This window comes from Paraburkholderia sp. PAMB 6770 (genome assembly GCF_057748135.1).
This window is the reverse complement of sequence record NZ_CM173238.1, coordinates 2,099,174-2,123,609: the sequence shown is the minus strand read 5'-3', so window position 1 is coordinate 2,123,609 and position 24,436 is coordinate 2,099,174. Positions and strand designations below refer to the sequence as shown.

The following is a 24,436-nucleotide window of genomic DNA, read 5'->3' as shown; positions in this document are numbered from 1 at the left end:
CGCCGCCAGGGGAGTGCGCATGACCGATCTGACCATCACCGGACGAAGGGCGCGGCTCGCCGGGCTGCTGCTGCTCGCGGCCGCCGGCGTCGCGCGGGCCCAGCCGCCCGCGAGCGAAGTGGACCACGCGACGCTCGCCTGGCTCGACCTGCAGCGCAGCAACGCGGCCGCCGCGCCGGCGCAGCCGATGCTCGGCGCCGAAGCGAGCCTTGCGTACCAGCGTTATCTGCAGTCGTTCACCGCGAAAATTCCGGCGCTGTACGGCTCCGCGCTCGATCAGGGCGGGGGCGGCGGCACCGGCGGCACCGGCGGCACGGCGCCGCAGAACTGAGATGAAGTCGCCGCGCCACCTGCTTCGTCGGCCGCCCTTCGGGGATGCGGCGCGACGATGGTGCTCGCGGCAATCTCGCTCGGCCTGGTGGTGGCGGCGCTCGGCACGCTCGACGTCGGTCATGACTATTTCGTGCGCCGCGAACTGCAGCGCACCGCCGACCTCGCGGCCGCCGCCGGAGCCCAGACCATCGGCAGCAGCACGAGCAGCACCGGGGGCTGCGCGGCCGCGACCGCATCGGCGCAGCAGAATGCGGCGAGCGGGAACAGCCTGCCGTCGAGCGCGACGCTGACGGTCGTCTGCGGCCGCTGGGATCCGTCGGTCAATAGCGCGCCGTCGTACTTTTCGACCTCCGGCACGCCGATGAACGCGGTTCAGGTCACCGTGCAGCAGAGCGTGCCGTACTTTTTCCTCGGACCGGCGCGCACGCTCCAGGCGAGCGCCACGGCGACGGCGACCGACATCCGCGCATTCTCGATCACGACGGCCGTCGCGAGCCTGTCGGGCGGCGTGCTCAACGGGCTGCTGAACGGACTGCTGGGCGCGAGCGTGAATCTGGGTGTTGCGTCGTATGAAGGGCTGGCGTCCGCGCAGATCACGCTGGGCGATCTCGCGACCGCGCTCGGCGTGGGGACGATCAGCCAGTTGCTGACGACCCGCGTGACGGTCGCGCAACTCGCGGCCGCGATGGTCACCGCGCTCGGGCAGAGCACTACCGCAAGCGCGACTGCCGTGACCGACCTGGGCACCCTCGCGGCCGCGATCCCGGGCGGCACGTCGATCGCGCTCGGTGCGACGTCGACGCAGAACGGGCTGCTGTCGGTCGCGCTCGGCGACCCGCAGGCGGCCGCGAACGCGACGGTCAACGTGCTCGACATGCTGCTCGTGGCCGCCGAAATCGCAAACGGCCAGTCCGCCGTCAATCTCGGGCCCGCGGTGAGCCTCGGCCCGCTCGCGAACGTGACCACGCAGCTGAAGGTCATGGAGCCGCCGGTCATTGCGGTCGGCGAAGCCGGGCAGAATGCGGACGGCACCTGGCGCACGAGCGCGCACTCCGCACAGGTGCGCCTTTACCTGAACCTGAACCTGCTGAACCTGAATCTCGGCCTTGCAAGCGTCAGCGCGCTGAACCTGCCGCTCTACATCGAGGTGGCGCCCGGCACCGCCCAGCTCGAAAGCACGATATGCACGACCTCGCAGGCGACCAGCCAGAGCGTGATCCTCGCCCAGCCGGGACTCGCGAGCCTGTGCGTGGGCAACAACGCGCTCGCCGATTTCACGAACACGACCACGAGCGCGAGCTGCACGCAGCCTGCGCCGCTCACCAACGTGTCGATACTCGGCTATCCGGCGATCACGCTGTATGCCGGCAAACCTTCGACCCAGACCGGCTTGCAACTGACGATCGAGCCGCCGGAGGCGACGCCGCTCACGTTCAACGGCATTCCCGATGACGCGGACGCCTACCAGTCGACCAATTCGAATGCGGTCGGCTCCGTGGCCAGCGATCTGATCGCGCAGCTCGCGAGCGTGCTGCCTTCCTCCCTTTATCTGACCGTCGGCGGCGCGACGCCGGGGCCCGTGGTCGCCGCGCTTCTGCAACCGCTGCTGAGCGCAGTCAGCACGGCGCTGAGCCCGGTGCTGTCGTCGCTCGATGCGCTCGTCGTCCCCTTGCTGCAACTGCTCGGCGTACAGATCGGCGTGGCGACGGTCCACGATCTCGGGCTGTCGTGCGGTCAGGCACAACTGGTAGATTGAATTCGCTTATGAGAACTGCCGCCAAAATCGAGGAACTCGATATCTATGTCTGGGAAGGCAAGGCCGACATCGTCGACCGGGTCGCGCGCTGCATGGCGAGCTTCGACGTCGAGGTGATCCGCGCGGACGACATCGCGATCTCGCCGGAGCGCACCGCGTTGCGGCCGTCGCTGGCGATCATCAGCGTCTCGGTGATCGACAGCGGCGCGCTGAGCCTGCGCGACTGGCAGACGTCGTACGGGATGCCGGTCGTGTGGGTCGGCGCCGCGCCGCGCGATCACGATCCGGCGAAATATCCGGCCGAGTACTCGCACATCCTGCCGCTCGACTTCACCTGCGCGGAATTGCGCGGGATGGTCACGAAGCTCGTCGTGCAGCTGCGCGCGCACAGCGCGCAGACGCTCGAATCGAGCGCGCTCGTGGCGAACTCGGAGTGCATGCAGGCGCTGCTGCACGAGGTCGACACCTTCGCCGACTGCGACACCAGCGTGCTGGTGCACGGCGAGACCGGCGTCGGCAAGGAGCGCATCGCGCAACTGCTGCACGAGAAGCATTCGGTCTACGGCAAGGGGCCGTTCGTGCCGGTCAACTGCGGCGCGATTCCGGACGGGCTGTTCGAGTCGCTGTTTTTCGGCCACTCGAAGGGCTCGTTTACCGGTGCGGTCGTCGCGCACAAGGGCTACTTCGAGCAGGCCGACGGCGGCACGCTGTTTCTGGACGAGATCGGCGATCTGCCGCTCTATCAGCAGGTGAAGCTGCTGCGCGTGCTGGAGGACAGCGCGGTCACGCGGATCGGCTCGGCGACGCCGGTGAAGCTGGATTTCCGGCTGGTCGCCGCGACCAACAAGCACCTTGGCCAGCTCGTGAAGGACGGCGCGTTCCGCGCGGACCTGTTCTACCGGCTCGCGGTGATCGAACTGAAGATTCCGTCGCTGGAGGAGCGCGGCGCGGTCGACAAGATTGCGCTCTTCAAGTCGTTCATCGCGTCGGTGGTCGGCCCGGACCGGCTCGCGGCGCTGCCGGACATCCCGTACTGGCTGGCCGACGCGGTCGCCGACACCTATTTCCCCGGCAACGTGCGGGAGCTGCGCAACCTGGCCGAGCGGATCGGCGTGACGGTGCGCCAGGTCGGTTCGTGGGATGCGGTGCGGCTGCAGCGGCTGCTCGCGCTCGCGCGCAGCACCCAGCCGGTGCCGGCGGAAAGCGCGGCGGAAGTGCTGGTGGATCGCAGCAAGTGGGACATGGCCGAGCGCAACCGCGTGATTGCCGCGCTGGAGGCGAACGGCTGGCGACGCCAGGATACCGCGAGCCATCTCGGCATCAGCCGCAAGGTGCTCTGGGAGAAGATGCGCAAGTACCAAATTTTCGACGAAGAACCCGAAATTCGCGAAAGTGAGTAATAATGCGACGGCTGTGCCACAACAAAACACTGTTCAAGCAGGAAATACATGGACCACGAGTCGAAACTTCGGTCGAAACTTCGACAGATTGCCTTCGGTGCGGCGCTGGCGCTGGGGGCCATGCAGGGTGTGCACGCGCAGGCGCTGTCCGACAGCGCGGCCAGCGCAGCGGTCGTTTCGGAGCCGTCGACCCCCGCCGCATTGCCGGCCACGCCGGCAAGCGGCGCGCAAACCACCGCGCTGACGCCGGACGAGGCGAAACAGTCGGCAAGCGGCAATGTCGCCGAACTGCAGCAGTTGATCCGCGGCACCGAACTGAGCGAATTGCGCACCACGTATAACGGGACGTACGGGGCGAGCCTGCTGTTTCTCGGCAAGGACATGACGTATTACGTTGCGCTGTTCCAGAACAAGACGTTCTGGCGTGTCATCAAGACCGATGACGAAGCGCGCGCCGAGATGATCTACCGGGATTTCGTCAACGAAACCGTGCGGCTGTCCGACGTCGAAATTCGCCGGACGCTGCTGGCGGCGCAAAAGACCTTCACCGAGCATCTGGTCGCGCTGCAGCAGGATCGCGCGAACCGCCTGCAGGCCGATCTCGATGTCGTGCACCAGCAGCAGAGCATCGTGTCCAGCCAGCAGCAGCAGGCGCACGCGGAAGCCACGGCGCTCGCGCAGCAGAAGACCCAGGCGCAGAACCAGTTGCGCGCGACGCAGCGGCAGGTGCAGGAGCTGCAGCGCGAGCTGGATAGCGGCCTGCCGGCTTCGCCGCGTTAGCCGCACGCAACAGCGGGCAAGCGGGCCGCTCACCGGGCAAACGTTAGCGTCCGCGCGCACCGCGCGGTGCGGGCGGGCCGGTACGGCTTCGCGCGCGGGCGAGGTGCGCCGCTGCGGCGCGCCGGGTGGATGCGCCTAGTCTGTGCCGACCGTGTCCGCGTGGGCCGACCCGCGGCGCGACACGCTTTCCCATGCGGCCACGACGATCATCGCCCCGGTGGTGAGCGCGCTGGCCGCCAGCAGATTCGCATGCACGACGAGCGGCGCAGCGAGCGCGAACAGCGCGAGTCCGATCCAGTGCGACAGCGGAAACCATCCGTAGACGATCCGCTTGTACAGTCCACTGCCCGCGAGATAGAGGGCGGGGCCGCCGAGCAGCAGTGCGGCGACGGCCGTGCCGGCGGGCGCGTGCGGCTGCAGGATCACGAGGTCGTCCGCTGCGGCCCAGCCGACGATGCCGGCCACGAGGACCACATGCACGTACTGGAACCCGGCGGCCATCAGCCCAGGCTCGTCCGTGCGCTCGATTGCGCGGTTGCCGGCGAGGCTGCCGGTGTCGAAGTACATCCACCACATGGCGACGCTGCCCGCGAAGCAGACGAGGAATGCGGCGAGCGCCGGCGCGCTCCACCGTATCTCGTCTGACAGCGTGCCGCCGGTCATCAGCACGGACTCGCCGAGCGCGAGGATCACGAACGCCTGGCAGCGCTCGGCGATGTGGCCGCCCGCGGCGCTGCGCCAGTCGGCCGCGCGCGACCGCCCGAGCAGCGGCAGCGCGAAGCCGAACATCGGCGACACGTACTCGCACAGCACCGCGGCGCTCCACCATGCGAAGCGCGGCAGGCCGCCGGCGAGGCCTCCGGCGATCCATGCGACACCGGAGATCGCAAGCCAGCCGCAGATGCGGCGGAAATTCGGCGTGAGCGCGTGGTGCGGGCCGAGAAAACGCAGCACGGCGATGCTGCGGCCGACCTGGATCGTCACGTAGCTGAGCGCGAACAGCAGTCCGCGCGGGCCGTAGGCGAGCGGCAGGCTGGCCGCCATCACCATGCCGACCACCATCACTGCGAACAGCAGCAGGCGCACCGCGAGGCGCTCCGGGTCGAACCAGTTGGTGACCCAGCAGGTGTATTGCCAGCCGAGCCACACGGCGAACCACAGGACGAGTGTCTGCAACACGCCGGTGAGGCTCAGGTCGTGCACGAGCCGGTGCGACAGTTGCGTGACGGCGAACGCGTAAATCAGGTCGAAGAACAGCTCGACGTAGGTGACGCGCGCTTCGTGTCCGTCGCGCGCGCGCAGGAAACGCGCGGGGCGGGCCAGCAGCGGCTGGCCGGTAGGCTCGGTCATGCGGGGCGTTCCTCGTAGCGTGGGAGGGTAGATCGGGCGCTACCCGGGTGGTTGCCGCGCGGTTTCCGGCAGTGCCCGGGCGGCCGGCGGACAGGCGCGCCGGCTGCCGATGGCGTTGAGGCGCCGCTGACGGCGCGCGCGGATTGCCGCTCAGTGGGCGGTGCGGCGGGCCGGTGCCGCGCGGGCGGGCTTGCGCGGCGCATGCCGGACCGGGGCAGCGACGGGCGCCGGGGTGGTCGGGTGGACTGCGATCGGATCGCTGGCGGGAAACGTTTCGTCGAGCGCTTCGTCGAGACGGGCGTCGGTCTGGCTGAACGGCGCGGGGGCGGTGGACTTCGGCTTGGCCATGGCGGGCTCCGCGATTGAACGTCGGGGAACCAGCATAGCGCAAACGGGTTCGCGCGCGTCACCTGGCCGAATGGCGGCAACGAGGACAAGAGGGACGCGTGCGTTGCGCAGACCCGGCCGGGGGCGGTGGGCCGTGACGAAGCAGCCGGCTTGTGTCGCAACGATCGCGCGAGGCTAGCGGGCCGCTAGCGGGATGCATGCGGGACGGCCGCGTCATCTGCGCGCGGCCACGCCCGTGCGGGCGCGTCTCAGGCGTTGCCGCCGTGCCCGCCGTTGTTGTCGCCGCCGCCGCTGCCGGAGCCCGTGCCGAACAGCCGGCGCCGGCGCGTGACGACCACCGGGCCGTCGCCCGGCGCGCGTTCCGAGGGGGTGCGTTCAGCGGGCGCGGAATAGGTGTCGCGCGAGTCGCGGAACTCGCGCGGTTCGCGGTGTTCACGCGGTTCGCGGGGGCCGTGCGGTCCGCGCGTGCCGTGTTCGCCGTGCGATGTGCGGCCGCCCGGGCGCGGCGACGGGCGGGTGCCGGTGTCGAGCTGGATCGTCGAAATGGCGCGCTTGTAGATGCCTTGCAGGCCGACCGGCGTGCGCAGCATGACCAGATACTGGTCGAACGACTCGATGCAGCCCGTCAGCCGGATACCGTTGACGAGATAGATTTCGACGCGCTTGCGCTCTTTGCGCGCGGCGTTCATGAAGTCGTTTTGCGGGTGCGATTCTGCGGATGCCATGGACAAGTCTGTGGAGTAGGACAGTTGCTCGCCGCGATTTTACCCTTTTCGGGTCGGAAGGCGGCGCGCGGGATCTGCGTCCACTATAACGGCTTGCGCGCCAGGAAGCACGACCTAACTGGCGGGCGTAACGTTGAGTTACGAATCAGACAATTGTTTGCGTTATCCGATGCGCTTCGCGGGGGCGAATTACCGTCTATCTTTCAGGAACGGGGCACGGCGCACCGTTCGTGTGCCGCCGCGCGCCCCGCGCCGGCCGGGGCTGGCGGGCCGCGTCCGGGCTCCGTTGCTGCCGGCGTCGCTGGCCTCGATCGAGGAGATCGAACATGAAAGCGTCATACTGGATTTCACTTGCGTGCATGCTGGGCGTTCTCGCGCTCGGCGCGCTGCCGAGCTACGGCTGCAGCACGTCGAGCGACATGAATTCGGGCAGTAGCGGCAGCACCGGCTCGAACAGCAGCAGCGGCGGCTACTGAGCGCTCTGCCGGGCGCTCCCTGAACGCCGCTGCGGCGCGCGGGCCGCGCCGCGGCGCCCCGCACGCGCCGGTGCGGATCCGCGACCCCGTCCGGCGGTCCCCGCTGGGAGGCGCCGGCGCGGGGCGGCGCGTGCCGCTGCCGGCGCAATGAAGGCGTCCCCGTGATCCGCATCCTGCCGCCGTCGCTGACCGATGCGCAGTTCGAGCGGGTCCTCGCGGCCTGGGCGGGAATCGTCGGCGCGCCGAATGTGGCGGCGTCCGCCGACGAACTCGCGGCCTATCGCGATCCGTTCGCGCCGGGCGACCCCGCCGCGTTCGCCGCGTCGGCTGCGCTGCGGCCCGCGTCCGTCGACGAAATCCGCGCGATCCTGCGCATTGCGAACGAATACCGCGTCCCGCTGTGGCCCGTCTCGACCGGCGGCAACTTCGCGTACGGCGGCGCCGCGCCTGCGCGGCTCGGTCGTGCTCGACCTGCAGCGGATGACGCGCGTCCTCGCGGCCGACGACGCGCTCGCCGATGCGCTCGTCGAGCCGGGCGTCGGCTACTTCGATCTGCACCGCTACCTGCGCGGCAAAGGCCACGCGCTGTGGGTCGATCCGCCGGCGGCCGGCTGGGGCAGCGTCGTCGGCAACACGCTCGAGCGCGGTTTCGGCTATACGCCGTATGGCGATCACGCGGCGCACCAGTGCGCAATGGAGGTCGTGCTCGCCAACGGCGACGTGGTGCGCACCGGGATGGGCGCGCTCGACTTCGGCACCGCGTGGCAGCTGTACCAGCCCGGCTACGGACCGTCGTTCGATCCGCTTTTCATGCAGTCGAACCACGGCGTCGTCACGAAGATGGGCGTCGGGCCGATGCCCGCGCCGCCGGCCTGTCTGCTCGGCGAAATCCGCTTTCGCCGCGAGGAGGATCTCGCGGCGATCGTCGACATTCTGCGGCCGCTGCGGCTGGCCGGGACGATTCGAAATCAGGCCGTGATCGAGGGCGGCGTGCAGTGCACGCTGCTGCGGCATCGCGTGCTGCGCCCGGGCGGCGCGGTGGCGTTTCTGATCGTTCCTAGGGAAATACTGATTAATTCAGCTCGGCAGTCATCGCTGACGGGGCCGAGGACGTTGTAGAAAGAAGCTCACGGAACGGTCCCAGGATCATGAAGCGGCAGATCGGTTTTGCAGAAGCGGAAACGTTGGGCAAGAAGCGCGTGACGAAACGGCAGCGTTTCCTGACAGAGATGGAGAAGGTGGTGCCGTGGCAGCGCCTGCTGTCGGCGATCGGGCCGCACTACCCGAAAGGCGAACGGGGACGCCCTCCGATCGGTCTTGAGCGCATGCTGCGAATCTACTTTCTTCAGCAGTGGTACGGCCTGTCGGACGAAGGGCTTGAAGACGCGCTGTACGACAGCATTGCGATGCACGCGTTCGCCGGCATCGACCTGGCGCGAGAGAGCGTGCCGGATGCCACCACTATGCTGAAATTCCGGCGTTTGCTGGTCGAGCAGGAACTCACGCGCAAGCTGTTCGACGAGATCGGCATCGAGTTGTGCGAGCGCGGGCTGATGATGAAGGAAGGCACGCTGGTGGATGCGACGATCTTCGAGGCCCCGTCGTCGACAAAGAATGCTGGAAAGAGCCGGGACCCCGAGATGCACCAGACGAAGAAAGGCAACGAGTGGCATTTCGGCATGAAGGCGCATCTCGGTGTCGACGCCGACTCGGGGCTGGTGCATAGCGTGGTCACCACGGCGGCCAACGAGTCGGATGTCTCGCAGGCCCATGCGCTGCTGCACGGTCACGAGCGCGAAGCGTTCGGCGATGCAGGCTACACGGGTGTGGGCAGGCGCCAGGAGATGAAGGGCAAGGCGGTGAAGTGGCACGTGGCGCTCAAGCGCGGCAAGCTCAAGGCGATGCACGAGGGTGCGCTCAAAGATCTGGTGATGGCAGCCGAGCGGACCAAGGCGCAGATTCGTGCTCGCGTCGAGCATCCGTTCCATGTCGTCAAGAACCTGTTCGGGCATCGCAAGGTGCGCTACAAGGGGCTGCGTAAGAACACGGCGCAGCTGTTCAGCCTGTTCGCGCTGGCGAACCTGGTGATAGCGCGTAACCGGTTGCGGCCATGTCATGGGAGCAGTCCGTCCGGTGTATGAAAACTTCAGGAAGTCGGTCGTGCAGGCGCCCAAAATTTGTCTCGACGGGCTTCCCGTTTCAAAAATCGCGAGCCGTATGCGCGGGATCACCAGCGGTGGGCTCATTGATCAGCGTTTCCCTAGAAGTGGTAATGCGGGTTCTTCGGATCGAAGGTCATCGCGTCGAAGCGCATCGGCGTGATCGTCTCGAACACGATCCGCTCGAACAGCTGGCCGTCGTTGCCGTACGACTCGACCGTGCGGAAGTACGGATGACGCAGATCGAGCCCGAGCGTTTCCTTCCTTGCATAGAACTGCGGCTGTCCGGCCGGCGCATCGAACGTGAACGCGACGACGCGCACGCCGTCGAGCGTGCGCACCGCGATCTGCGCGGCGCGCGCGATGCCTGCCTGCAGGTACTTTTCGTGTTCGTCCAGATACCGGCGCGCGACATAGCCGGTGCCGAGATCGCGGACCGTGTGGTTCGACTGCGCGCGCGCGAGGGCGCCGTGTATCGACGTCCAGATCGGCACGAAGCCGAACAGTCCGCCGAGATGGCCGTACATTTCGTCGGGGCGGGTCGCTTCGTCGTAGAGAATCTCCTGGCCGGCGTGCGCGCCGTCCGGCAACCACCGCGCGTAAATCCGCAGCGGATCGTGCGCGAGACGCACGAGCATGTGATCGGGCTTGTCCGGCCACTTGCCCCTGATGCGCTCCCAGCGCAGCATCGTGAACTGGTACGACGGGTAGCCGTTCGGCCCCTGCGCGATCAGGCGCGGCAGCGTGTCGGGGGCGAGCGAGCGGAACAGGGCGACGAGCGTGTCGTCGTCGAGCCGCGCGAGCATGCCGCTTTGCTGGGCCTGCTGCAGCCAGCGCACCTGCTGCTCAGGCGCGAGCCGGCCGACCGCCGACGGCGGCAGCGTCGGCGCCGCCGCGGATGTAGCGGATGTGGCGGATGTAGCGGATGTAGCGGATGTAGCGGATGTGGCGGCGGATGTAGCGGATGTGGCAGAGGTAGCCGACGTAGCGGACACATCCGCCGGTGTCGCGGATGATGCGGCGCTCTGCGCGCCTGCCTCGGCGAACGCCGACGAACACGCCAGCGGCAGGGCGAAGGCGAGCGCGAGCGCGGCGACACGCCGCCGGCACGGCGCACCGCGCGCACTGCGCGGCTTGTTGCCGGGCTTGTTGCCGGGTCCGTCGCCGGCTTCGTCGCCGGCTTCGTCGTGCGCGGTCCGCGCGGTATGCGGGCAAGGGCGCGCGGTGGGTATGCGCCGCGCGGGCAGCAGCGGATCGGACTGCATCGGGGTATCTCCGTGTCGGGGCCGTTCGCGCCGGTTCAGTGCGGCGCCTGCTTCGCGAGTTCCTCGTCGCGCAGCGCGCGGCGCAGGATCTTGCCGACGTTGGTCTGCGGCAGCGCGTCGCGGAATTCGACGAGCTTCGGCACCTTGTAGCCGGTCAGGTTCTCGCGGCAGTGCGCGATCACCTGCTCTGCCGTGAGCGCCGGATGGCGGGGCACGACGAACACCTTCACGCGCTCGCCCTGGGCCGCGTCGGGAATGCCGATCGCCGCGACCTCGCGTACGTCCGGGTGCATTGCGATCACGTCCTCGATCTCGTTCGGATACACGTTGAAGCCCGACACGAGGATCATGTCTTTCTTGCGGTCGATGAGCCGGATGTAGCCGCGCGCGTCCATCACGCCGATGTCGCCCGTCGCGAGCCAGCCGTCGGCGTCGAGCGTCTTCGCGGTCTCGTCGGGGCGGTTCCAGTAGCCTTTCATCACCTGCGGCCCCTGCACGCACAGTTCGCCCGCCTCGCCGATGTTCGCCCAGCTGCCGTCGTCCTTTCTGAAGCGCACGCGGGTCGACGGCGCGGGCAGGCCGACCGTGCCTTCGAAGTCGCGCATCTGCTTCAGGTCCACCGGGTTCATCGCGACGATCGGCGAGCATTCGGTGAGCCCGTAGCCTTCGACGATCGGCCGTCCGGTGACTGCCTTGAAGCGCTCGGCGACGGCCTTTTGCGTCGCCATCCCGCCGGCCATCGCGAGCTTCAGGTTCGAGAAATCGCGCCGGCAAAATTCCTCGTTGTCGAGGAACGCGTTGTAGAGCGTGTTCACCGCGGTGATGCCGGTAAAGGTCTCGTGACGCAGGATCATCATCACGCGCTTCGTGTCGCGCGGATTGGCGATCAGGATGTTGCGCCCGCCCAGCCCGAGAAAGATCAGCGCGTTCACCGTGAGCGAGTAGATGTGATAGAGCGGCAGCGGCGTGAGCACCGTTTCGATGTCGCCGCTCAGCTGGCTTTCGGCCCAGACCTTCGCCTGCAGCAGATTCGCGATGATGTTGCGATGCGTGAGCATTGCGCCCTTCGCGACGCCGGTCGTGCCGCCGGTGTACTGCAGGAACGCGAGATCCTCGTGCCCGATGCGCACCGGCGCGAGCGTGCGCCGGTAGCCGCGCGCGAGCGCGTCGTTCAGGCGCACCGCCTGCGGCAGATCGTAGGCGGGCACCATCCGCTTGACGTGCTTGAGCACCGCGTTCAGCAGGCGTCCCTTGAGGTTCAGGCCGTCGGCGAGCAGGTCGCCGAGCGCGGTGACGACGACGCGCTTCACCTGCGTGCCGGGCAGCGCGCGTTCGAGCGTATGCGCGAAGTTCTCGAACACGACGATCGTCTGCGCGCCGCTGTCCTTCAACTGATGCGCGAGCTCGCGCACCGTGTAGAGCGGATTGACGTTGACGACGACCGCGCCCGCTTTCAGCGTGCCGAACAGCGCGACCGGGTACTGGAACGTGTTCGGCAGCATGATCGCGACGCGCTCGCCGGGCACGACGCCGGCATCCTGCAGATACGCGGCGAACGCGGTGGCCTTGCGCGCGAGCTCGCCATACGTGAGCGACGCGCCGACGCTCACGAACGCGACGCGGTCGCGAAAGCGCGTCGTGCATTCGTCGAAGAACTGCGCGACCGAGTCGTACTGGCGCGTGTCGATGTCGTGCGGGACGTCGGCGGGATACGATGCGTACCAGATGTCGTCGGTGTCGGGCGCGGCGACGGGCGCCGCCTGATCGGGCTGGTTCATCGGTGGTCTCCTTCGGGCGTGAGGCGTTTTTTATCGGGTGACGGGGCGGCGCGGCTAGCGTTCGAGGATGGCGACCACGCCCTGGCCGCCGGCCGCGCAGATCGAGATCAGTCCGCGCGCGCGGCCGGCGGGCTTGTCGAGTTGCGCAAGCATTTTGGCGAGCCCCGCGACGATGCGCGCGCCGGTCGCGGCAAACGGATGGCCGGTCGCGAGCGAGCCGCCGTTCACGTTCAGCCGGCTGAGGTCGATCGCGCCCGGCGCGGCGTCGAGACCAAGCTGCGTGCGGCAGTACTCGTCATCTTCCCACGCGGCGAGCGTGCACAGCACCTGAGCCGCGAACGCCTCGTGGATTTCGTACAGGTCGAAGTCCTGCAGCGTGAGGCCGGCGCGCGCGAGCATGCGCGGCACCGCGTAGACGGGCGCCATCAGCAGTCCTTCGTTGCGCTCGACGAAGTCGACCGCCGCGGTTTCGCTCCAGCTCAGGTACGCGAGCACCGGCAGGCCGCGCGCGGCCGCCCAGGCCTCGCTCGCGAGCAGCACCGCGGACGCGCCGTCGGTGAGCGGCGTCGAATTGCCCGCGCTCAGCGTGCCCGCGTCGCGATCGAATGCCGGCTTGAGGCTCGCGAGCTTCTCCAGCGTGAGATCCGCGCGCAGGTTGTTGTCGCGCGCGAGGCCCTTGTACGGCGTCATCAGGTCGTTGAAGAAGCCGCGTGCGTACGCGTCGGCCAGCTTCCGGTGGCTCTCGAACGCAAGCGCGTCCTGCGCTTCGCGCGCAATCCCCCAGCGCTTGGCCATCCGTTCGCAATGCTCGCCCATCGACAGCCCGGTGCGCGGCTCGCCGTTGCGCGGCAACTGTGGCCGCAGGAGCATGCCGGGGCGCAGCCTCGCGAGCGCGGCGAGCTTGCCGGGCATGCCGCGCGCGCGGTTCGCGTCGAGCAGGATCCGGCGCATCCGCTCGTTGATCGCAACCGGCGCATCGGAGGTCGTGTCGACGCCGCCGGCGATGCCCGCGTCGATCTGTCCGAGCGCGATCTTGTTCGCCACCAGCAGCGCACATTCGAGCCCGGTGCCGCAGGCCTGCTGCACGTCGTAGGCCGGGGTCTCCTTCGCGAGCGTGGTCGACAGCACCGCTTCGCGCGTGAGGTTGAAGTCGCGCGAATGCTTGATGACCGCGCCCGCCGCGACTTCGCCGAGGCGCTCGCCATGCAGGCCGAAGCGGTCGACGAGCCCCTGCAGCGCGAACGTCAGCATGTCCTGGTTCGACGCGTGCGCGTACGCGGTGTTCGAGCGCGCGAACGGGATCCGGTTGCCGCCGACGATGGCGACGCGGCGCACAGCGGGAAGCGGGTGGGGCATGCGTGACTCCGTGGGAAGCGTGGTGGGGGGCCGGGGGCGGGCGGCTCATCACAGCGCCCAGTGCAGATGGCCGCGCAGATGCGGCCGCTCGCCGGCGCGATCGCGCACTTCGAGCGTGCGTTCGTTGAGCGCGGGCGACGCGCTCCACAGCGACGCTTCGCCCGGCAGCAGCAGCGGCGCCCTGAACTCGGCGCTCAGGCTCGCTTGCGCGAGCCGGCGCGGCGGCTGCAGCGCGGCGCCGGCGCGCGCGAGCGTCCACATGCCGTGCGCGATCGCGCGCGGAAAGCCGAAGACCTTCGCCGACAGCGCGCTCAGATGGATCGGGTTGTAGTCGCCCGACGCGCGCGCGTAATCGCGCCCCAGCTGGGCCGGCAGTTGCCAGCGCGCCGCGCGCTGCAACGCGGCGGCGTCGATGTCGAGCGGCACGAGCGGCTCGCCGGCGCTCGCCACCGCGCGTTTCAGATAGACGCTCTCGCCGTCCCACACCGCTTCGCCGCGCCGGTAAATGCGGCTGTGCACGACGAACGCCTGGCCCTTGTCGTGGCGCAGCAGCGCACCGAACTCGGTCTCGACGCGCAGCACGTCGGTATACGCGAGCGGGCGGCGCAGCCGCACGTGATTCGCGAGATGCACGATGCCGGGCGCGGACCACGGAAACGCCGGATCGGTCAGCATCAGCAGGTGCAGCGGAAACGCCAGCAGATGCGGGTATGTGAACGGCACACCGTGCTCGGGGATGAACCCGCAGACGCGCGCATAACGCCCGATCGCCGCGGGCTCCAGCGTCGCCGCCGGGCGCACGATGCGCAGCGCCGGCAGGGGTGCCGTCGGCGCGCGGCGGCCGCGCCGCAGCAGGCCGCCGAGCGCGCGCGCGTAGAGTTGCGCGGGCGGCGGCAGCGTGTCGACGACGAGCGTGCGCGCGCGGGCAGCGGACGGCGGCGGGTCGATGCGGGGCAACCCGTTCATGCTCACGCTCTTACGCTCCGATCAGGCTCTGGCCGCACACGCGCACCAGCTGGCCGGTGATGCCCGCGCAGCCCGGCTGCGCAAGCCACGCGATCGCCTGCGCGACGTCCTCGGGCAGACCGCCCTGGGCAAGCGAATTCATGCGGCGGCCGGCCTCGCGGATCGCGAATGGCATCTTCGCGGTCATCTGCGTTTCGATGAAGCCCGGCGCGACCGCGTTGACGGTGATGCGCCGCGCGCGCAGCAACGGTGCAAGCGCCTCGACGCGGCCGATCACGCCCGCCTTCGACGTCGCGTAGTGGGTCTGGCCGATGTTGCCTGCGATGCCGCTGATCGACGACACGCTGACGATGCGTCCGCCGTCGCGCAGGGTGCCGGCCGCGAGCAGCGCGTCGTCGATGCGCGCCTGCGCGGCGAGGTTGATGTCGATCACGCGGCGCCAGACGGTCTCGTCCATCCTGACGATCGTGCGGTCCTGCGTAATGCCGGCGTTGTGCACGACGATGTCGACGCCGAGGTCGTCGAGCGCCGCGGCGATCTGCGCGCCCGCGTCGGCGTCGGCCAGGTCGAACGCGAGCGCCGTGCCGCCGGACGGGCGCAGCGTCTCGTCGAGCGCCTCGCGTGCCGACGGGATGTCGAGGCCGGTCACATGCGCGCCGTCGGCGGCGAGCGCTGTCGCGATGGCCGCGCCGATGCCGCGCGCCGCGCCCGTCACGAGCGCGCGCCGGCCGGCGAGCGGCTGGCGCCAGTCGACGGGCGGGGCGTCGGCGTGCGGCGGCGCGTCGATGCAGACGGTCTGGCCCGAGACGTAGGCCGAACGCGGCGACAGGAAAAAGCGCAGCGTCGCGCCGGCGTGCGCGTCGGCACCCGGTGCGAGCAGGATCAGGTTCGACGTGATGCCGCGCCGCGCCTCCTTGCCGAGCGAACGCACGAGGCCGCCGAGCGCGCGTTGCACGGTGGCGGCGCGCACGCTCGCGCAGTCGCGCGGCGGCCGTCCGAGCACGAGGATGCGGCCGCAGGGCCGCAGCGAGCGCAGCGTGTCGTGGAAGAACGCATACGCCGCGTCGAGCTGCGCGCTATCCTCGATGCCGCTCGCGTCGAACAGCAGCGCGGCGATCGGGCTGCGCGCGCCGGCGTCGACCGGCTCGAAGCGCCCCGTCATCAGACCGTGCCGATGCGCAAGCGGGAGCCACGCGAGCGCGCCGGGATGCGCGACGCTCGCGAGTCCGAGCTGCGCGACCGTATCGGCGAGCAGATCGAGCCATTGCGGCGCCGCGCCCGCACCGAGCGCGACGATGCCGTCGAACTCCGCTTCGTTCGCGCGATAGCGGCGCAGGGCGACCGGTTTCGGCAGCCCGAACGCGCGGGCGACGCGCGCGCCGAACGGCGCGTTCACGAAGTTCAGGTAGGCGTCTCTCATGCCGGTGTGCTCCGCTGGCCAGTCGGGGTCCCAGGATGCCGCGCGACGCGCTCAGGCGGCCAGTTGCGCCGCCTCGTCGAGCGCAGCCTTGCGTTGCTGCAGGCCGGCGAGCAGGTCGAAGTCGGGCGCGAAGTCGTCGACCTTCACGAGCTCGGCGCCGTAGCGCGCGTAGTCGTCGAGCACCGCGCGCTCGTCGGCGTCGACGAATCCCTGCTGCTGCGCGGCGGCGGTCCACGCGCCGAGCTCCGCGAGGCTCTGCGGCATCGGCGCAAGCGCGCCGCGCCGGATCGCTTCGCGCAGGCGCTGGTCGAGCGCCGCGACGTGCGGCGTCAGCGCGAACAGGCGCTCGCCGTTGCCGAGCGCGTCGACCTTCGGATCGGGCACATACGAGTCGGCGACGAGGCGCTCGCGGGCCGCGCCGGGCGTCTGCATCAGCCCGGCGATCGCGGTGCCGAGCGCGTCGGCCGGCGCGCGATGCGGCCAGCCGAGCGGACACGCGAGCAGCCGGACGAGCGCCGCGGCGAACCGGCTCGGATAGTTCGCGAGTATCCCTTCGAGCGCCTGCTGCGCGGTGTACAGCGCATCCTCGACACCCCAGCGCACGAGCGGCAGGTCGTCCTGCTGGCGGCCTTCGTCCTCGAAGCGCTTGAGGGTCGCCGAGATCAGGTAGAGCTGCGACAGCACGTCGGCGAGGCGCCCGGAGATGCGTTCGCGCCGCTTGAGTTCGCCGCCGAGCACGAACATCGAGACGTCCGCGAGCAGCGCGAACACGGTCGCGAGGCGGGTGGCCGCGCGGTAGTAGTGCGCAAGGCGCGCGTCCGCGCGTTGCGGGCGCCGGATCAGGTGTCCGCCGGTCAGCCCGTACACGAGGCTGCGCAGCGCGTTCGACAGCACAAAGTTAAGGTGTCCGAAGAAAGCGGCGTCGAAATCGCGCAAGGCCTTCTCGCGATCGGGTTCGTGCGCTGCGCGCATTTCGGCGAGCACGTAGGGATGGCAGCGGATCGCGCCCTGGCCGAAGATGATCAGGCAGCGCGTCAGGATGTTCGCGCCTTCGACCGTGATCGCGATCGGCACCTGCTGATAGGCGCGCGCGAGGAAGTTCGACGGCCCCATGCAGATGCCCTTGCCGGCGACCACGTCCATGCCGTCGTTGATGACCTTGCGGGCGCGCTCGGTGATGTGATACTTCGCGATCGCCGAGATCACCGACGGCTTTTCGCCGAGGTCGACCGCCTGCGCGGAGAGCCGCCGCGCCGCATCCATCACGTACAGGTTGCCGCCCATGCGGCCGAGCGCTTCCTGCACGCCTTCGAACTTGCCGATCGCGGTGCGGAACTGCCGGCGCACCGCTGCATACGCGCCGGTGCCGCGCACCGCGATCTTCGCCATGCCGACGTTCGACGACGGCAGCGAGATCGCGCGGCCGGCGGCGAGGCACTCCATCAGCATGCGCCAGCCGTTGCCGACCTGCGCGCGTCCGCCGATCACCCAGTCGAGCGGGATGAAGACGTCCTTGCCGGAGTTCGGCCCGTTCTGGAACACCGCATTGAGCGGCCAGTGGCGTCGGCCGATGTTCACGCCGGGGTGACGCGTCGGAATCAGCGCGCAGGTGATGCCGGGCTCGTCGGCCGCGCTGAGCAGATGCTCGGGATCGAGCGCGCGGAACGCGAGACCGAGCACGGTCGCGATCGGGCCGAGCGTGATGTAGCGCTTGTCCCACGTGACGCGAAAGCCGAGCGTTTCGCGGCCGTCGTGCATGCCTTTGCAGACGATGCCGACATCCGGAATGGCGGCCGCGTCGGAGCCCGCATACGGGCTCGTCAGCGCGAAACACGGAATCTCCGCGCCGCGCGCGAGACGCGGCAGGTAGTAGTGCTTCTGTTCGTCGGTGCCGTAGTGCATCAGCAGTTCGGCCGGACCGAGCGAGTTCGGCACCATCACCGACACCGCGGCGGCGGAGCAGCGCGTCGCGAGCTTCATGATCACCTGCGAGTGCGCATAGGCGGAAAAGCCTTTGCCGCCGTACTGCTTCGGAATGATCATGCCGAGAAAGCCTTTTTCCTTCACGTATTGCCAGGCCTGCGGCGACAGGTCCTGCCAGATCGCGGTGCTTTCCCAGTCGTTCGCGAGGTCGCACAGGCGCTCGCATTCGTTGTCGAGAAAGGCCTGCTCGTCGGCGCTGAGCGTCGCCGGTCCGTGCGCAAGCAGACTGTCCCAGCGCGGGCGGCCGGAGAACAGTTCGGCGTCCCACCAGACGGTGCCCGCTTCGATCGCATCGCGCTCGGTCGGCGACATCTCCGGCAGGATCGCGCTGAACCGCGCGAGCACGCGCTGCGACAGCCAGCGCCGCCGCAGCGGCCGGATCGCGCAGACGGCCGACGGCACGACGAGCACGAGCGCGAGCAGCGCGGTCGCAAGACCGCCGGCCGCGCCGCCCAGATGCACGGCGGCGCACCAGACGAGCATCGCGGCAAGCCACCAGGCCGCGCGTGCCTGAACGTAGACGAGCGTTGCGGCTGCGAGGACGAGAACGGCAAAAAACCACGACATGAGACGGACCTCCCGTTTACTGAGTACGAATATGAGCCGGCGCGAACCTTGCGCGGACCCTGCGCGAACCCGGCGCGAACCCGGCGCGAACCCGCGCGACCGCGCACCGCTCCGACGCACGCACGGGTCGCGCGCGCCGCCGTTGGAGCAGCCGGCCCGGCAGAAGCGTTCCCGGCGTGCGGCCACGGCATGCGCGCGCCGCGGCCTCGCGCCGGCGTTCAGATCGCGCCGTGCGCGACGTGCCGCAGCCCGGCGCCCCCCACGCTCGCCGACGCGCCCGACCGGTCCGCCTGATCCGCTCGATCTGCCTGATCCTGTCGATCCGGGTGCCCGGCATCACGCGCCGCAGGGCCTGTGCCCGCGCCCGCGCTCCCTGCATCGGTCGTGCTGCTCTGGGTGCCGGCCGCAGCGGTCTTGCCGGGTGCTTCGCCGAGGCCCGCGCCCGCCTCGTCGGATGCGTCGCCGAGCACGGCTGCGAACGCCGCCATCTGGCTCGCGTCCGGCAGCGGCGCCTTGAGCGCGGCGACGATCAGCGACGCGAGGCGGGCGATCAGCTGTAGGTCGTTCATCGATTTGCCCTGCGAGAACTCCGCAATCAGGCTGTCGGTGTCGGTGCCGGCGAGCACGCCGGACAGCGCGCCGATCGCGAAGTGCAGGCGCCAGCCGAGCTCGTCGCGCGGCAGGTGCGGCAGCGCGCGCTGGAACGCGCCGAAGAAGCGTTCCGCGACGTCCGCGTAGTGCGCGTTCAGAAAATCGCGGATGAACGACGACGGGTCGGTGTACGCGCGCCCGAGCAGGCGCAGGAACGCCTTGCCGCCGACGCGCGGATCGCGCGAGAGCCGCAGCGCCGGAATGAACATCGCGCCGAGCACGTGCTCGCAGGTGAAGCGCGCGCCCGGCATCGCGTCGAAGCGTTCGAGCAGCTTCACGCGCTCGTCGTTCAGGCGGTCGAGGCGTCGCGCGAGCATCGCGTGGATCAGCGCCTCCTTGCTGCCGAAGTGGTAGTTGACCGCAGCCAGATTGACCTCGGCGCGCGAAGTGATCTGCCGCAGCGACATGGCTTCGTAGCCGCATTCGATGAAGAGCGCCTCGGCCGCGTCGAGGATGCGTGTCTTGGTGTCGCCGGTATGCCGGCTTGTTGAGCGAACTGCCATGTTGCGTCTCCCAATGCTGGTCGCCCAGCCGCAAACAGGCGCTTCAAATGCGTATTTGAAACAGCCGTTTTTTTCAGGATAAGAAGAGGAAAGGGATTCGGGCAAGCGCTAGGTATCGATGGACTCCTCTAAAAAGGCACCTTGAGGGTGCGGATGCGCGTCGGTCGCGCGAATAAAAAAGGCCGTTCCGATCGAAATCGGAACGGCCTCGTACATCCTGCTATCTGGCGCGGCGGCCTGCGGCCGCCTGTGGTTCTGGTCTGCCGCCTGTTTTACACGGCAGTGACCTGTTTTGCTGATTGTGTCATATCGATGCCGCGTCGTTCGCGGCTAAATGGAATCAGCACGGCGATCACGACCGCGACGATGCCGATCATCACGCCCATCACGAGCGCGTAATTGTTGCCGTGCGACTCGGCGAGCCCCGCCTGCAGCGGCGCATTGACCGACGCGAGCAGGTTGCCGAGCTGGTAGACGAGCCCCGGGAACGTTGCGCGGATCTCGTCCGGCGAAATCTCGTTCAGGTGGACCGGGATCACCCCCCACGCGCCCTGCACCGAAATCTGCATCAGGAACGCGCCGATCGCGAGCATGACCGCGGTGCTCGAGAACGCCCACAGCGGCAGCACCGGCAGCGCGATCAGCACGGCGATGAAGATCGCGCGCTTGCGGCCGATCTGCTCCGAGAGGTAGCCGAAGAACAGCCCGCCGCAGATCGCGCCGATGTTCAGCACCACGCCGATCAGCGACACCATGTGCGCGTCGAAGTGATGCTGTTCGCGCAGGAAGGTCGGGTAGAGATCCTGCGAGCCGTGCGAGAAGAAGTTGAACGCGGTCATCAGCACGATCGCATAGATTGACAGCGTGGCGTTCTTCTTCAGCGTGGCGAGCAGGCCCGGGCGCGTGCGCGTTTCCATCGCCTGCCAGGCGGGCGACTCGGGCACCTTCGCGCGCACGTACAGCACCAGCAGCGCCGGGATCACGCCGATCATGAACATGCCGCGCCAGCCGATGTACGAGTAGAACAGCCCGAACACCACGGAGGCGAGCAGATAGCCGCTCGGATAGCCCGCCTGCAGCAGGCCCGACACGATGCCGCGCGATTTCGCCGGCACGGTTTCCATTGTGAGTGCGCTACCGACGCCCCATTCGCCGCCCATCGCGATGCCGAACAGCGTGCGCAGCACGAGCAGCGTCGCGAGGTTCGGCGAGAAGCCCGACAGCAGCTCCAGCATCGAATAGCACGCGATGTTGACCATCAACGTCGGGCGGCGCCCGAAGCGGTCGGCCAGCCAGCCGAAGATCAGCGCGCCGACGGGGCGCATCATCAGCGTCAGCATGATGCCGAAGGCGACCGACTTGACGTCGGTGCCGAATGCGCCGGCGATGTCCTTCAGCACGAACACCATCAAAAAGAAGTCGAACGCATCCAGCGTCCAGCCCAGGTAGGCGGCGATGGTGACGTTCTTTTGCTCCCGAGTCCAGCTCATCTTTTTTCTCCATGTCTCCGGATTCGACCTCGCTGCGCGGCAGAACCAAACGGGCTCTGCACGCCCCGCGCAACGGGCTTGTGCGAGTGTACGCCCGTCGTTAAACGGTTGCATGCATCGCGCGCGGTTTTTTTACGCCTTCCCTACGGTGCACCGGATCGGCGTAATTCATTCATATAAATCATCAAGAGAGAATAAAAAGCAATTTGATTCATAGGGGGTTAACCCTTACGATGACGGCAATTCCTGCCTGTTTCACTGCCTGTTCCATTTTTCCGGCCATGTCGATCCTGCCTTATGTTCCGATGCCGCCGCGCCGCACGCGCAGCCCCTTCACCGTGCTGGCGGCCGTCACGTTGCTGACCGGCATCGGCGCCGGCTTCGGCGGCATGCTGCTGGCGCTGCTGCTGCATGCGATCCAGCACCTCGCGTTCGGTTACAGCGTGGCGCACGTGATCAGTCACGAGAGCTTTCTCGACGGCGTGAGCGCCGCCGCGCCGCACCGGCGTTTCGTCGCGCTGCTCGCGGGCGGGCTGGTCGCGGGGCTCGGCTGGGCGGCGCTGTACCGCTACGGGCGGCCGCTCGTCAGCATCCGCAGCGCGGTGCGCGCCGACGATCCGCGCATGCCGGTCGGCAGCACGGTTGCGCACGCGCTGCTGCAGATCGTCACGGTTGCGCTCGGCTCGCCGCTCGGCCGCGAGGTCGCGCCGCGCGAGATCGGCGCCGTGTGGGCCGGATGGCTGTCGCGCCGGGCGGGGCTGTCGGCGGGCGAGAGCCGCATCATGCTCGCGTGCGGGGCGGGCGCGGGGCTGGCAGCCGTCTATAACGTGCCGCTCGGCGGCGCGGTGTTCGTACTCGAAGTGCTGCTCGGCACGTTCGGCTGGGCGGCGCTCGTGCCGGCGCTCGTCACGTCGGGGCTTGCGGCGATCGTTGCATGGCTGGGGCTCGGCAACGAGCACCAGTACACGCTGCCGGGCTTCGCGGTGACGACGCCGCTGATGGTCTGGTCCGCGCTTGCCGGGCCGCTGTTCGGCGCCGCCGCATGGGGCTTCACGAAGCTGACGGCGCGCGCGCGGGCCGAGGCACCGCGCGGCTGGCGTCTCGCGGTGCTGTCGGTCGTCAATTTCGCGGTGATCGGGTTGCTCGTGATGCATTTTCCGCAACTGCCTGGCAACGGCAAGGGAGCGGCGCAACTGTCGTTCGACGGCGGCCTGACGATCGCGCTTGCCGCGACGCTGCTCGTGCTGAAGGTGGCGATCACGTGCAGCAGCCTGCGCGCGGGCGCCGAGGGCGGGCTGCTGACGCCGGGCCTCGCCAACGGCGCGCTGCTCGGGATCGTGCTGGGCGGCCTGTGGAGTCTGGCGTGGCCGGGCACCGCGCCGGGCGCGTTTGCGGTGGTCGGTGCGAGCGCATTTCTCGCATCGTCGATGCAGATGCCGCTCACGACCGTGGTGCTGATGATGGAGTTCACGCGGGCCGGCCACGATCTGGTGATTCCGCTGCTGTTCGGCATCGCGGGTTCGGTGGCGACGTTCCGGCTGTTAGGCGCGCGGGCGAATGCGGGAGTGGGGGGGAATGCGCTTCGGGCCGCCGCGCCGGGCGCGCTGGCTGCGGCGTCGGTCGCGCTCGAACGCAGCCGGTAGCGGCGGGCGACCGCAGGGACGCGCGCGTGCGCGTCCGTTCTGCGCACGCGCAAAGGGGGGAGAGGCGGTTGTAGAGGACGCTGCTATGCCGACGGCGGTCGCCCATAACAAAAAACCCCGTAAGACATTGATCTTACGGGGTTTCTCGAACTGCTTCGGCTCATGCCGGTACCACTGTTGGTGCCCAGGAGAGGACTCGAACCTCCACAGTGTTGCCACCGCTAGGACCTGAACCTAGTGCGTCTACCAATTTCGCCACCTGGGCATGTCTTGCATCCAACAAGACAGCCATTATAGCGTGGTCCGCGACACTGTCAACGGTCCTCGTGGCCATTTCCCGGTTTCCACGCAACGGCGCGCGCAAATGGCGGGCCGCGACGGATGCACCCGGCGCGGGTGCGGCCGACGTCACCAGCACGTCGTAGTCTTCGAAGACCTGATCGAGTTCGCTGCGGCAGCGCCCGGCCATCCGGTACGCGCGCTTCAGGCGCGCGGGTGAATCGAGCAGCGCCGGGACATGCCGTTCGAACAGGCGTGCGCTTATCGCGTGCGCCGCGCCGAGGTTCGGATCGGGCAGCGCGCGCAGTGCGACAGTGTCCGCCTGAGCGCGCCTGGTCGTGTCCGGCCAGTCGCTACCCCACACGAGCCGCTGCGGCGCCGCGCGCACGAGAAAGCCTGGGCTATCCGCGTGGCGTCCGCATGCGGGGGTGACAGCATGTCGAGATATGCCACGAGAACTTCGCCGGGCAGCGGTCTGTGTCAATCAGGCGCATCGCGACGTGCCACGCCGGATGAGCGGCCCCTCGTCCGGTTGGCGCCCGCGCACGGTGCTCGCCGTGCTGTTCCAGGTCCTGCACCTCTCGTCGATTTTCGTGCTGCTCAACGGGCTGCCGACGCTGCTGACGCAGCGCGGGTTGAGTGTGTCCGCAACCATCGGGTTCTCTGGAGTCGTCTTCGTCGGCAACCTGCTCGGACCGCTGGCCGGCATCGTGCTCGCGGACCGCGACGCGCGACGCTGGCTGCTGATCGGCGCCGCGCTCGTCGGGGCGGCGACGGGCATCGCCTATGCCCGCCAGACCGATCCCGCCGGCATCGTGCTGACCGCGGCGATGTTCTTTATCTTCCGCGGGCGGCTACGGCGCCTACGTGCCGGAGATCCTGCCCACGGGCGTGCGGCTTCGGGGGATGGGGGCTGCCGCGCTGGTCGGCACGCATTGCGTCGGCAGTGACGCCGTTCGCGGTGGTTTTCGAACTCGCGCATGTCGCGCATTCGTTCTCGATCGTGACCAGCGTCGGGCTGATGTGCGCGCTGCTGGCGTTGTCGTTCTTCGCGCTCGGGCCGAATACGCGCGGCCGCACGCTCGAGTCGCTTGAGCGTCGCCGCGCGCAGCGCGGGATCCGGGCGATCCGCCGGGGGGCGCTCAAGAACGGGAGCCGGTAGAACAAAACGAGTGCCCGTAAAGCAAAAAAACCGTGTAAAGCAAAAA

At 69.0% G+C, this 24,436-nt stretch carries 20 protein-coding genes, 1 tRNA gene and 1 pseudogene; 10 read left to right on the top strand and 12 right to left on the bottom strand.

Annotation, left to right across the window (positions count from 1 at the left end; all coding sequences use genetic code 11):
• Window positions 1–19 precede the first annotated feature (19 nt).
• The 4 genes from AC3AP7_RS09655 to AC3AP7_RS09640 are packed head-to-tail and all read left to right on the top strand — an operon-like array spanning window position 20 to window position 4,269.
• Complete coding sequence (locus AC3AP7_RS09655) at window positions 20–331, top strand: DUF3613 domain-containing protein (RefSeq protein WP_475763616.1); 312 nt, start codon at window positions 20–22, stop codon at window positions 329–331.
• 57 nt (window positions 332–388) lie between these two features.
• Window positions 389–2,089, top strand: coding sequence for a TadG family pilus assembly protein (locus AC3AP7_RS09650; protein WP_487362639.1), 1,701 nt, complete (start codon window positions 389–391; stop codon window positions 2,087–2,089).
• An 8-nt stretch (window positions 2,090–2,097) separates the two neighbouring features.
• Window positions 2,098–3,489 (top strand): sigma 54-interacting transcriptional regulator, encoded by a 1,392-nt coding sequence (locus AC3AP7_RS09645; protein ID WP_475763620.1) that lies wholly within the window; start codon window positions 2,098–2,100, stop codon window positions 3,487–3,489.
• A gap of 48 nt (window positions 3,490–3,537) precedes the next feature.
• Window positions 3,538–4,269: a DUF2968 domain-containing protein gene (locus tag AC3AP7_RS09640; RefSeq protein WP_475763622.1), complete on the top strand. Its 732-nt coding sequence runs from the start codon at window positions 3,538–3,540 to the stop codon at window positions 4,267–4,269.
• A 135-nt stretch (window positions 4,270–4,404) separates the two neighbouring features.
• Here AC3AP7_RS09640 and AC3AP7_RS09635 read toward each other — a convergent pair whose 3' ends face one another.
• From AC3AP7_RS09635 to hfq, 3 genes are all read right to left on the bottom strand, one after another.
• Entirely contained in the window at window positions 4,405–5,619 is a 1,215-nt protein-coding gene (locus AC3AP7_RS09635) for a low temperature requirement protein A (protein WP_475763624.1), read from the bottom strand.
• Window positions 5,620–5,769: 150 nt separating this feature from the next.
• Window positions 5,770–5,967: a hypothetical protein gene (locus AC3AP7_RS09630; RefSeq protein WP_475763626.1), complete on the bottom strand. Its 198-nt coding sequence runs from the start codon at window positions 5,965–5,967 to the stop codon at window positions 5,770–5,772.
• A gap of 248 nt (window positions 5,968–6,215) precedes the next feature.
• Window positions 6,216–6,692, bottom strand: coding sequence for an RNA chaperone Hfq (gene hfq, locus AC3AP7_RS09625; RefSeq protein ID WP_475763628.1), 477 nt, complete (start codon window positions 6,690–6,692; stop codon window positions 6,216–6,218).
• 326 nt (window positions 6,693–7,018) lie between these two features.
• Between hfq and AC3AP7_RS09620 the strand changes: the two genes are divergently transcribed.
• The 3 genes and pseudogenes from AC3AP7_RS09620 to AC3AP7_RS09610 all read left to right on the top strand — a co-directional run bounded on the left by AC3AP7_RS09620 (window position 7,019) and on the right by AC3AP7_RS09610 (window position 9,309).
• Complete coding sequence (locus AC3AP7_RS09620) at window positions 7,019–7,168, top strand: hypothetical protein (RefSeq protein ID WP_475763631.1); 150 nt, start codon at window positions 7,019–7,021, stop codon at window positions 7,166–7,168.
• A 161-nt stretch (window positions 7,169–7,329) separates the two neighbouring features.
• Window positions 7,330–8,164 (top strand): annotated as a pseudogene (locus tag AC3AP7_RS09615) (FAD-binding oxidoreductase); the annotation flags it as partial.
• A 152-nt stretch (window positions 8,165–8,316) separates the two neighbouring features.
• Window positions 8,317–9,309, top strand: coding sequence for an IS5 family transposase (locus AC3AP7_RS09610; RefSeq protein WP_475763633.1), 993 nt, complete (start codon window positions 8,317–8,319; stop codon window positions 9,307–9,309).
• Window positions 9,310–9,428: 119 nt separating this feature from the next.
• Here AC3AP7_RS09610 and AC3AP7_RS09605 read toward each other — a convergent pair whose 3' ends face one another.
• From AC3AP7_RS09605 to AC3AP7_RS09570, 8 genes are all read right to left on the bottom strand, one after another.
• Window positions 9,429–10,592, bottom strand: a complete 1,164-nt coding sequence (locus tag AC3AP7_RS09605) for a DUF1571 domain-containing protein (protein ID WP_475763634.1) — start codon at window positions 10,590–10,592, stop codon at window positions 9,429–9,431.
• 35 nt (window positions 10,593–10,627) lie between these two features.
• Window positions 10,628–12,370 (bottom strand): AMP-binding protein, encoded by a 1,743-nt coding sequence (locus tag AC3AP7_RS09600; protein ID WP_475763635.1) that lies wholly within the window; start codon window positions 12,368–12,370, stop codon window positions 10,628–10,630.
• Window positions 12,371–12,424: 54 nt separating this feature from the next.
• Window positions 12,425–13,726 carry an acetyl-CoA C-acetyltransferase gene (locus tag AC3AP7_RS09595; protein ID WP_475763637.1) on the bottom strand — a complete coding sequence of 434 codons (1,302 nt, stop codon included), beginning with the start codon at window positions 13,724–13,726 and terminating at the stop codon, window positions 12,425–12,427.
• Window positions 13,727–13,774: 48 nt separating this feature from the next.
• Window positions 13,775–14,692, bottom strand: coding sequence for a MaoC/PaaZ C-terminal domain-containing protein (locus AC3AP7_RS09590; protein ID WP_475763639.1), 918 nt, complete (start codon window positions 14,690–14,692; stop codon window positions 13,775–13,777).
• A 10-nt stretch (window positions 14,693–14,702) separates the two neighbouring features.
• Window positions 14,703–16,112, bottom strand: a complete 1,410-nt coding sequence (locus tag AC3AP7_RS09585; protein ID WP_475763641.1) for a 3-oxoacyl-ACP reductase — start codon at window positions 16,110–16,112, stop codon at window positions 14,703–14,705.
• Between the two features lie 51 nt (window positions 16,113–16,163).
• Window positions 16,164–18,662, bottom strand: coding sequence for an acyl-CoA dehydrogenase (locus AC3AP7_RS09580; RefSeq protein ID WP_475763643.1), 2,499 nt, complete (start codon window positions 18,660–18,662; stop codon window positions 16,164–16,166).
• Between the two features lie 218 nt (window positions 18,663–18,880).
• The gene (locus AC3AP7_RS09575) at window positions 18,881–19,816 is read right to left on the bottom strand and encodes a TetR/AcrR family transcriptional regulator (protein WP_475763646.1); all 936 of its coding nucleotides are present in this window, start codon (window positions 19,814–19,816) and stop codon (window positions 18,881–18,883) included.
• 272 nt (window positions 19,817–20,088) lie between these two features.
• A complete protein-coding gene (locus AC3AP7_RS09570; RefSeq protein WP_475763648.1) occupies window positions 20,089–21,306 on the bottom strand; it encodes an MFS transporter in 1,218 nt (405 codons plus the stop codon).
• A 281-nt stretch (window positions 21,307–21,587) separates the two neighbouring features.
• Between AC3AP7_RS09570 and AC3AP7_RS09565 the strand changes: the two genes are divergently transcribed.
• Window positions 21,588–22,949, top strand: coding sequence for a chloride channel protein (locus AC3AP7_RS09565; protein ID WP_475763650.1), 1,362 nt, complete (start codon window positions 21,588–21,590; stop codon window positions 22,947–22,949).
• Window positions 22,950–23,127: 178 nt separating this feature from the next.
• Here the strand turns inward: AC3AP7_RS09565 and AC3AP7_RS09560 are convergent.
• Window positions 23,128–23,214, bottom strand: a tRNA-Leu gene (locus AC3AP7_RS09560).
• Between the two features lie 526 nt (window positions 23,215–23,740).
• On the opposite strand from AC3AP7_RS09560, the gene AC3AP7_RS09555 reads away from it, so the two are divergent.
• Together AC3AP7_RS09555 and AC3AP7_RS09550 are read left to right on the top strand one after the other, a co-directional pair.
• Entirely contained in the window at window positions 23,741–24,178 is a 438-nt protein-coding gene (locus tag AC3AP7_RS09555) for a hypothetical protein (RefSeq protein ID WP_488324812.1), read from the top strand.
• Complete coding sequence (locus tag AC3AP7_RS09550) at window positions 24,175–24,390, top strand: hypothetical protein (RefSeq protein ID WP_475763654.1); 216 nt, start codon at window positions 24,175–24,177, stop codon at window positions 24,388–24,390. Before AC3AP7_RS09555 ends, AC3AP7_RS09550 begins: the two co-directional genes overlap by 4 nt.
• Window positions 24,391–24,436: the final 46 nt, after the last annotated feature.

Coding starts and splice junctions, on each gene's coding strand:
- AC3AP7_RS09590 (WP_475763639.1), bottom strand. CDS start 14,692: ATGAACGGGTTGCCCCGCATCGACCCGCCGCCGTCCGCTGCCCGCGCG.
- AC3AP7_RS09570 (WP_475763648.1), bottom strand. CDS start 21,306: ATGAGCTGGACTCGGGAGCAAAAGAACGTCACCATCGCCGCCTACCTG.
- AC3AP7_RS09595 (WP_475763637.1), bottom strand. CDS start 13,726: ATGCCCCACCCGCTTCCCGCTGTGCGCCGCGTCGCCATCGTCGGCGGC.
- AC3AP7_RS09650 (WP_487362639.1), top strand. CDS start 389: ATGGTGCTCGCGGCAATCTCGCTCGGCCTGGTGGTGGCGGCGCTCGGC.
- hfq (WP_475763628.1), bottom strand. CDS start 6,692: ATGGCATCCGCAGAATCGCACCCGCAAAACGACTTCATGAACGCCGCG.
- AC3AP7_RS09575 (WP_475763646.1), bottom strand. CDS start 19,816: ATGGCAGTTCGCTCAACAAGCCGGCATACCGGCGACACCAAGACACGC.
- AC3AP7_RS09645 (WP_475763620.1), top strand. CDS start 2,098: ATGAGAACTGCCGCCAAAATCGAGGAACTCGATATCTATGTCTGGGAA.
- AC3AP7_RS09555 (WP_488324812.1), top strand. CDS start 23,741: ATGAGCGGCCCCTCGTCCGGTTGGCGCCCGCGCACGGTGCTCGCCGTG.
- AC3AP7_RS09600 (WP_475763635.1), bottom strand. CDS start 12,370: ATGAACCAGCCCGATCAGGCGGCGCCCGTCGCCGCGCCCGACACCGAC.
- AC3AP7_RS09620 (WP_475763631.1), top strand. CDS start 7,019: ATGAAAGCGTCATACTGGATTTCACTTGCGTGCATGCTGGGCGTTCTC.
- AC3AP7_RS09585 (WP_475763641.1), bottom strand. CDS start 16,112: ATGAGAGACGCCTACCTGAACTTCGTGAACGCGCCGTTCGGCGCGCGC.
- AC3AP7_RS09605 (WP_475763634.1), bottom strand. CDS start 10,592: ATGCAGTCCGATCCGCTGCTGCCCGCGCGGCGCATACCCACCGCGCGC.
- AC3AP7_RS09635 (WP_475763624.1), bottom strand. CDS start 5,619: ATGACCGAGCCTACCGGCCAGCCGCTGCTGGCCCGCCCCGCGCGTTTC.
- AC3AP7_RS09610 (WP_475763633.1), top strand. CDS start 8,317: ATGAAGCGGCAGATCGGTTTTGCAGAAGCGGAAACGTTGGGCAAGAAG.
- AC3AP7_RS09565 (WP_475763650.1), top strand. CDS start 21,588: ATGTCGATCCTGCCTTATGTTCCGATGCCGCCGCGCCGCACGCGCAGC.
- AC3AP7_RS09655 (WP_475763616.1), top strand. CDS start 20: ATGACCGATCTGACCATCACCGGACGAAGGGCGCGGCTCGCCGGGCTG.
- AC3AP7_RS09630 (WP_475763626.1), bottom strand. CDS start 5,967: ATGGCCAAGCCGAAGTCCACCGCCCCCGCGCCGTTCAGCCAGACCGAC.
- AC3AP7_RS09580 (WP_475763643.1), bottom strand. CDS start 18,662: ATGTCGTGGTTTTTTGCCGTTCTCGTCCTCGCAGCCGCAACGCTCGTC.
- AC3AP7_RS09640 (WP_475763622.1), top strand. CDS start 3,538: ATGGACCACGAGTCGAAACTTCGGTCGAAACTTCGACAGATTGCCTTC.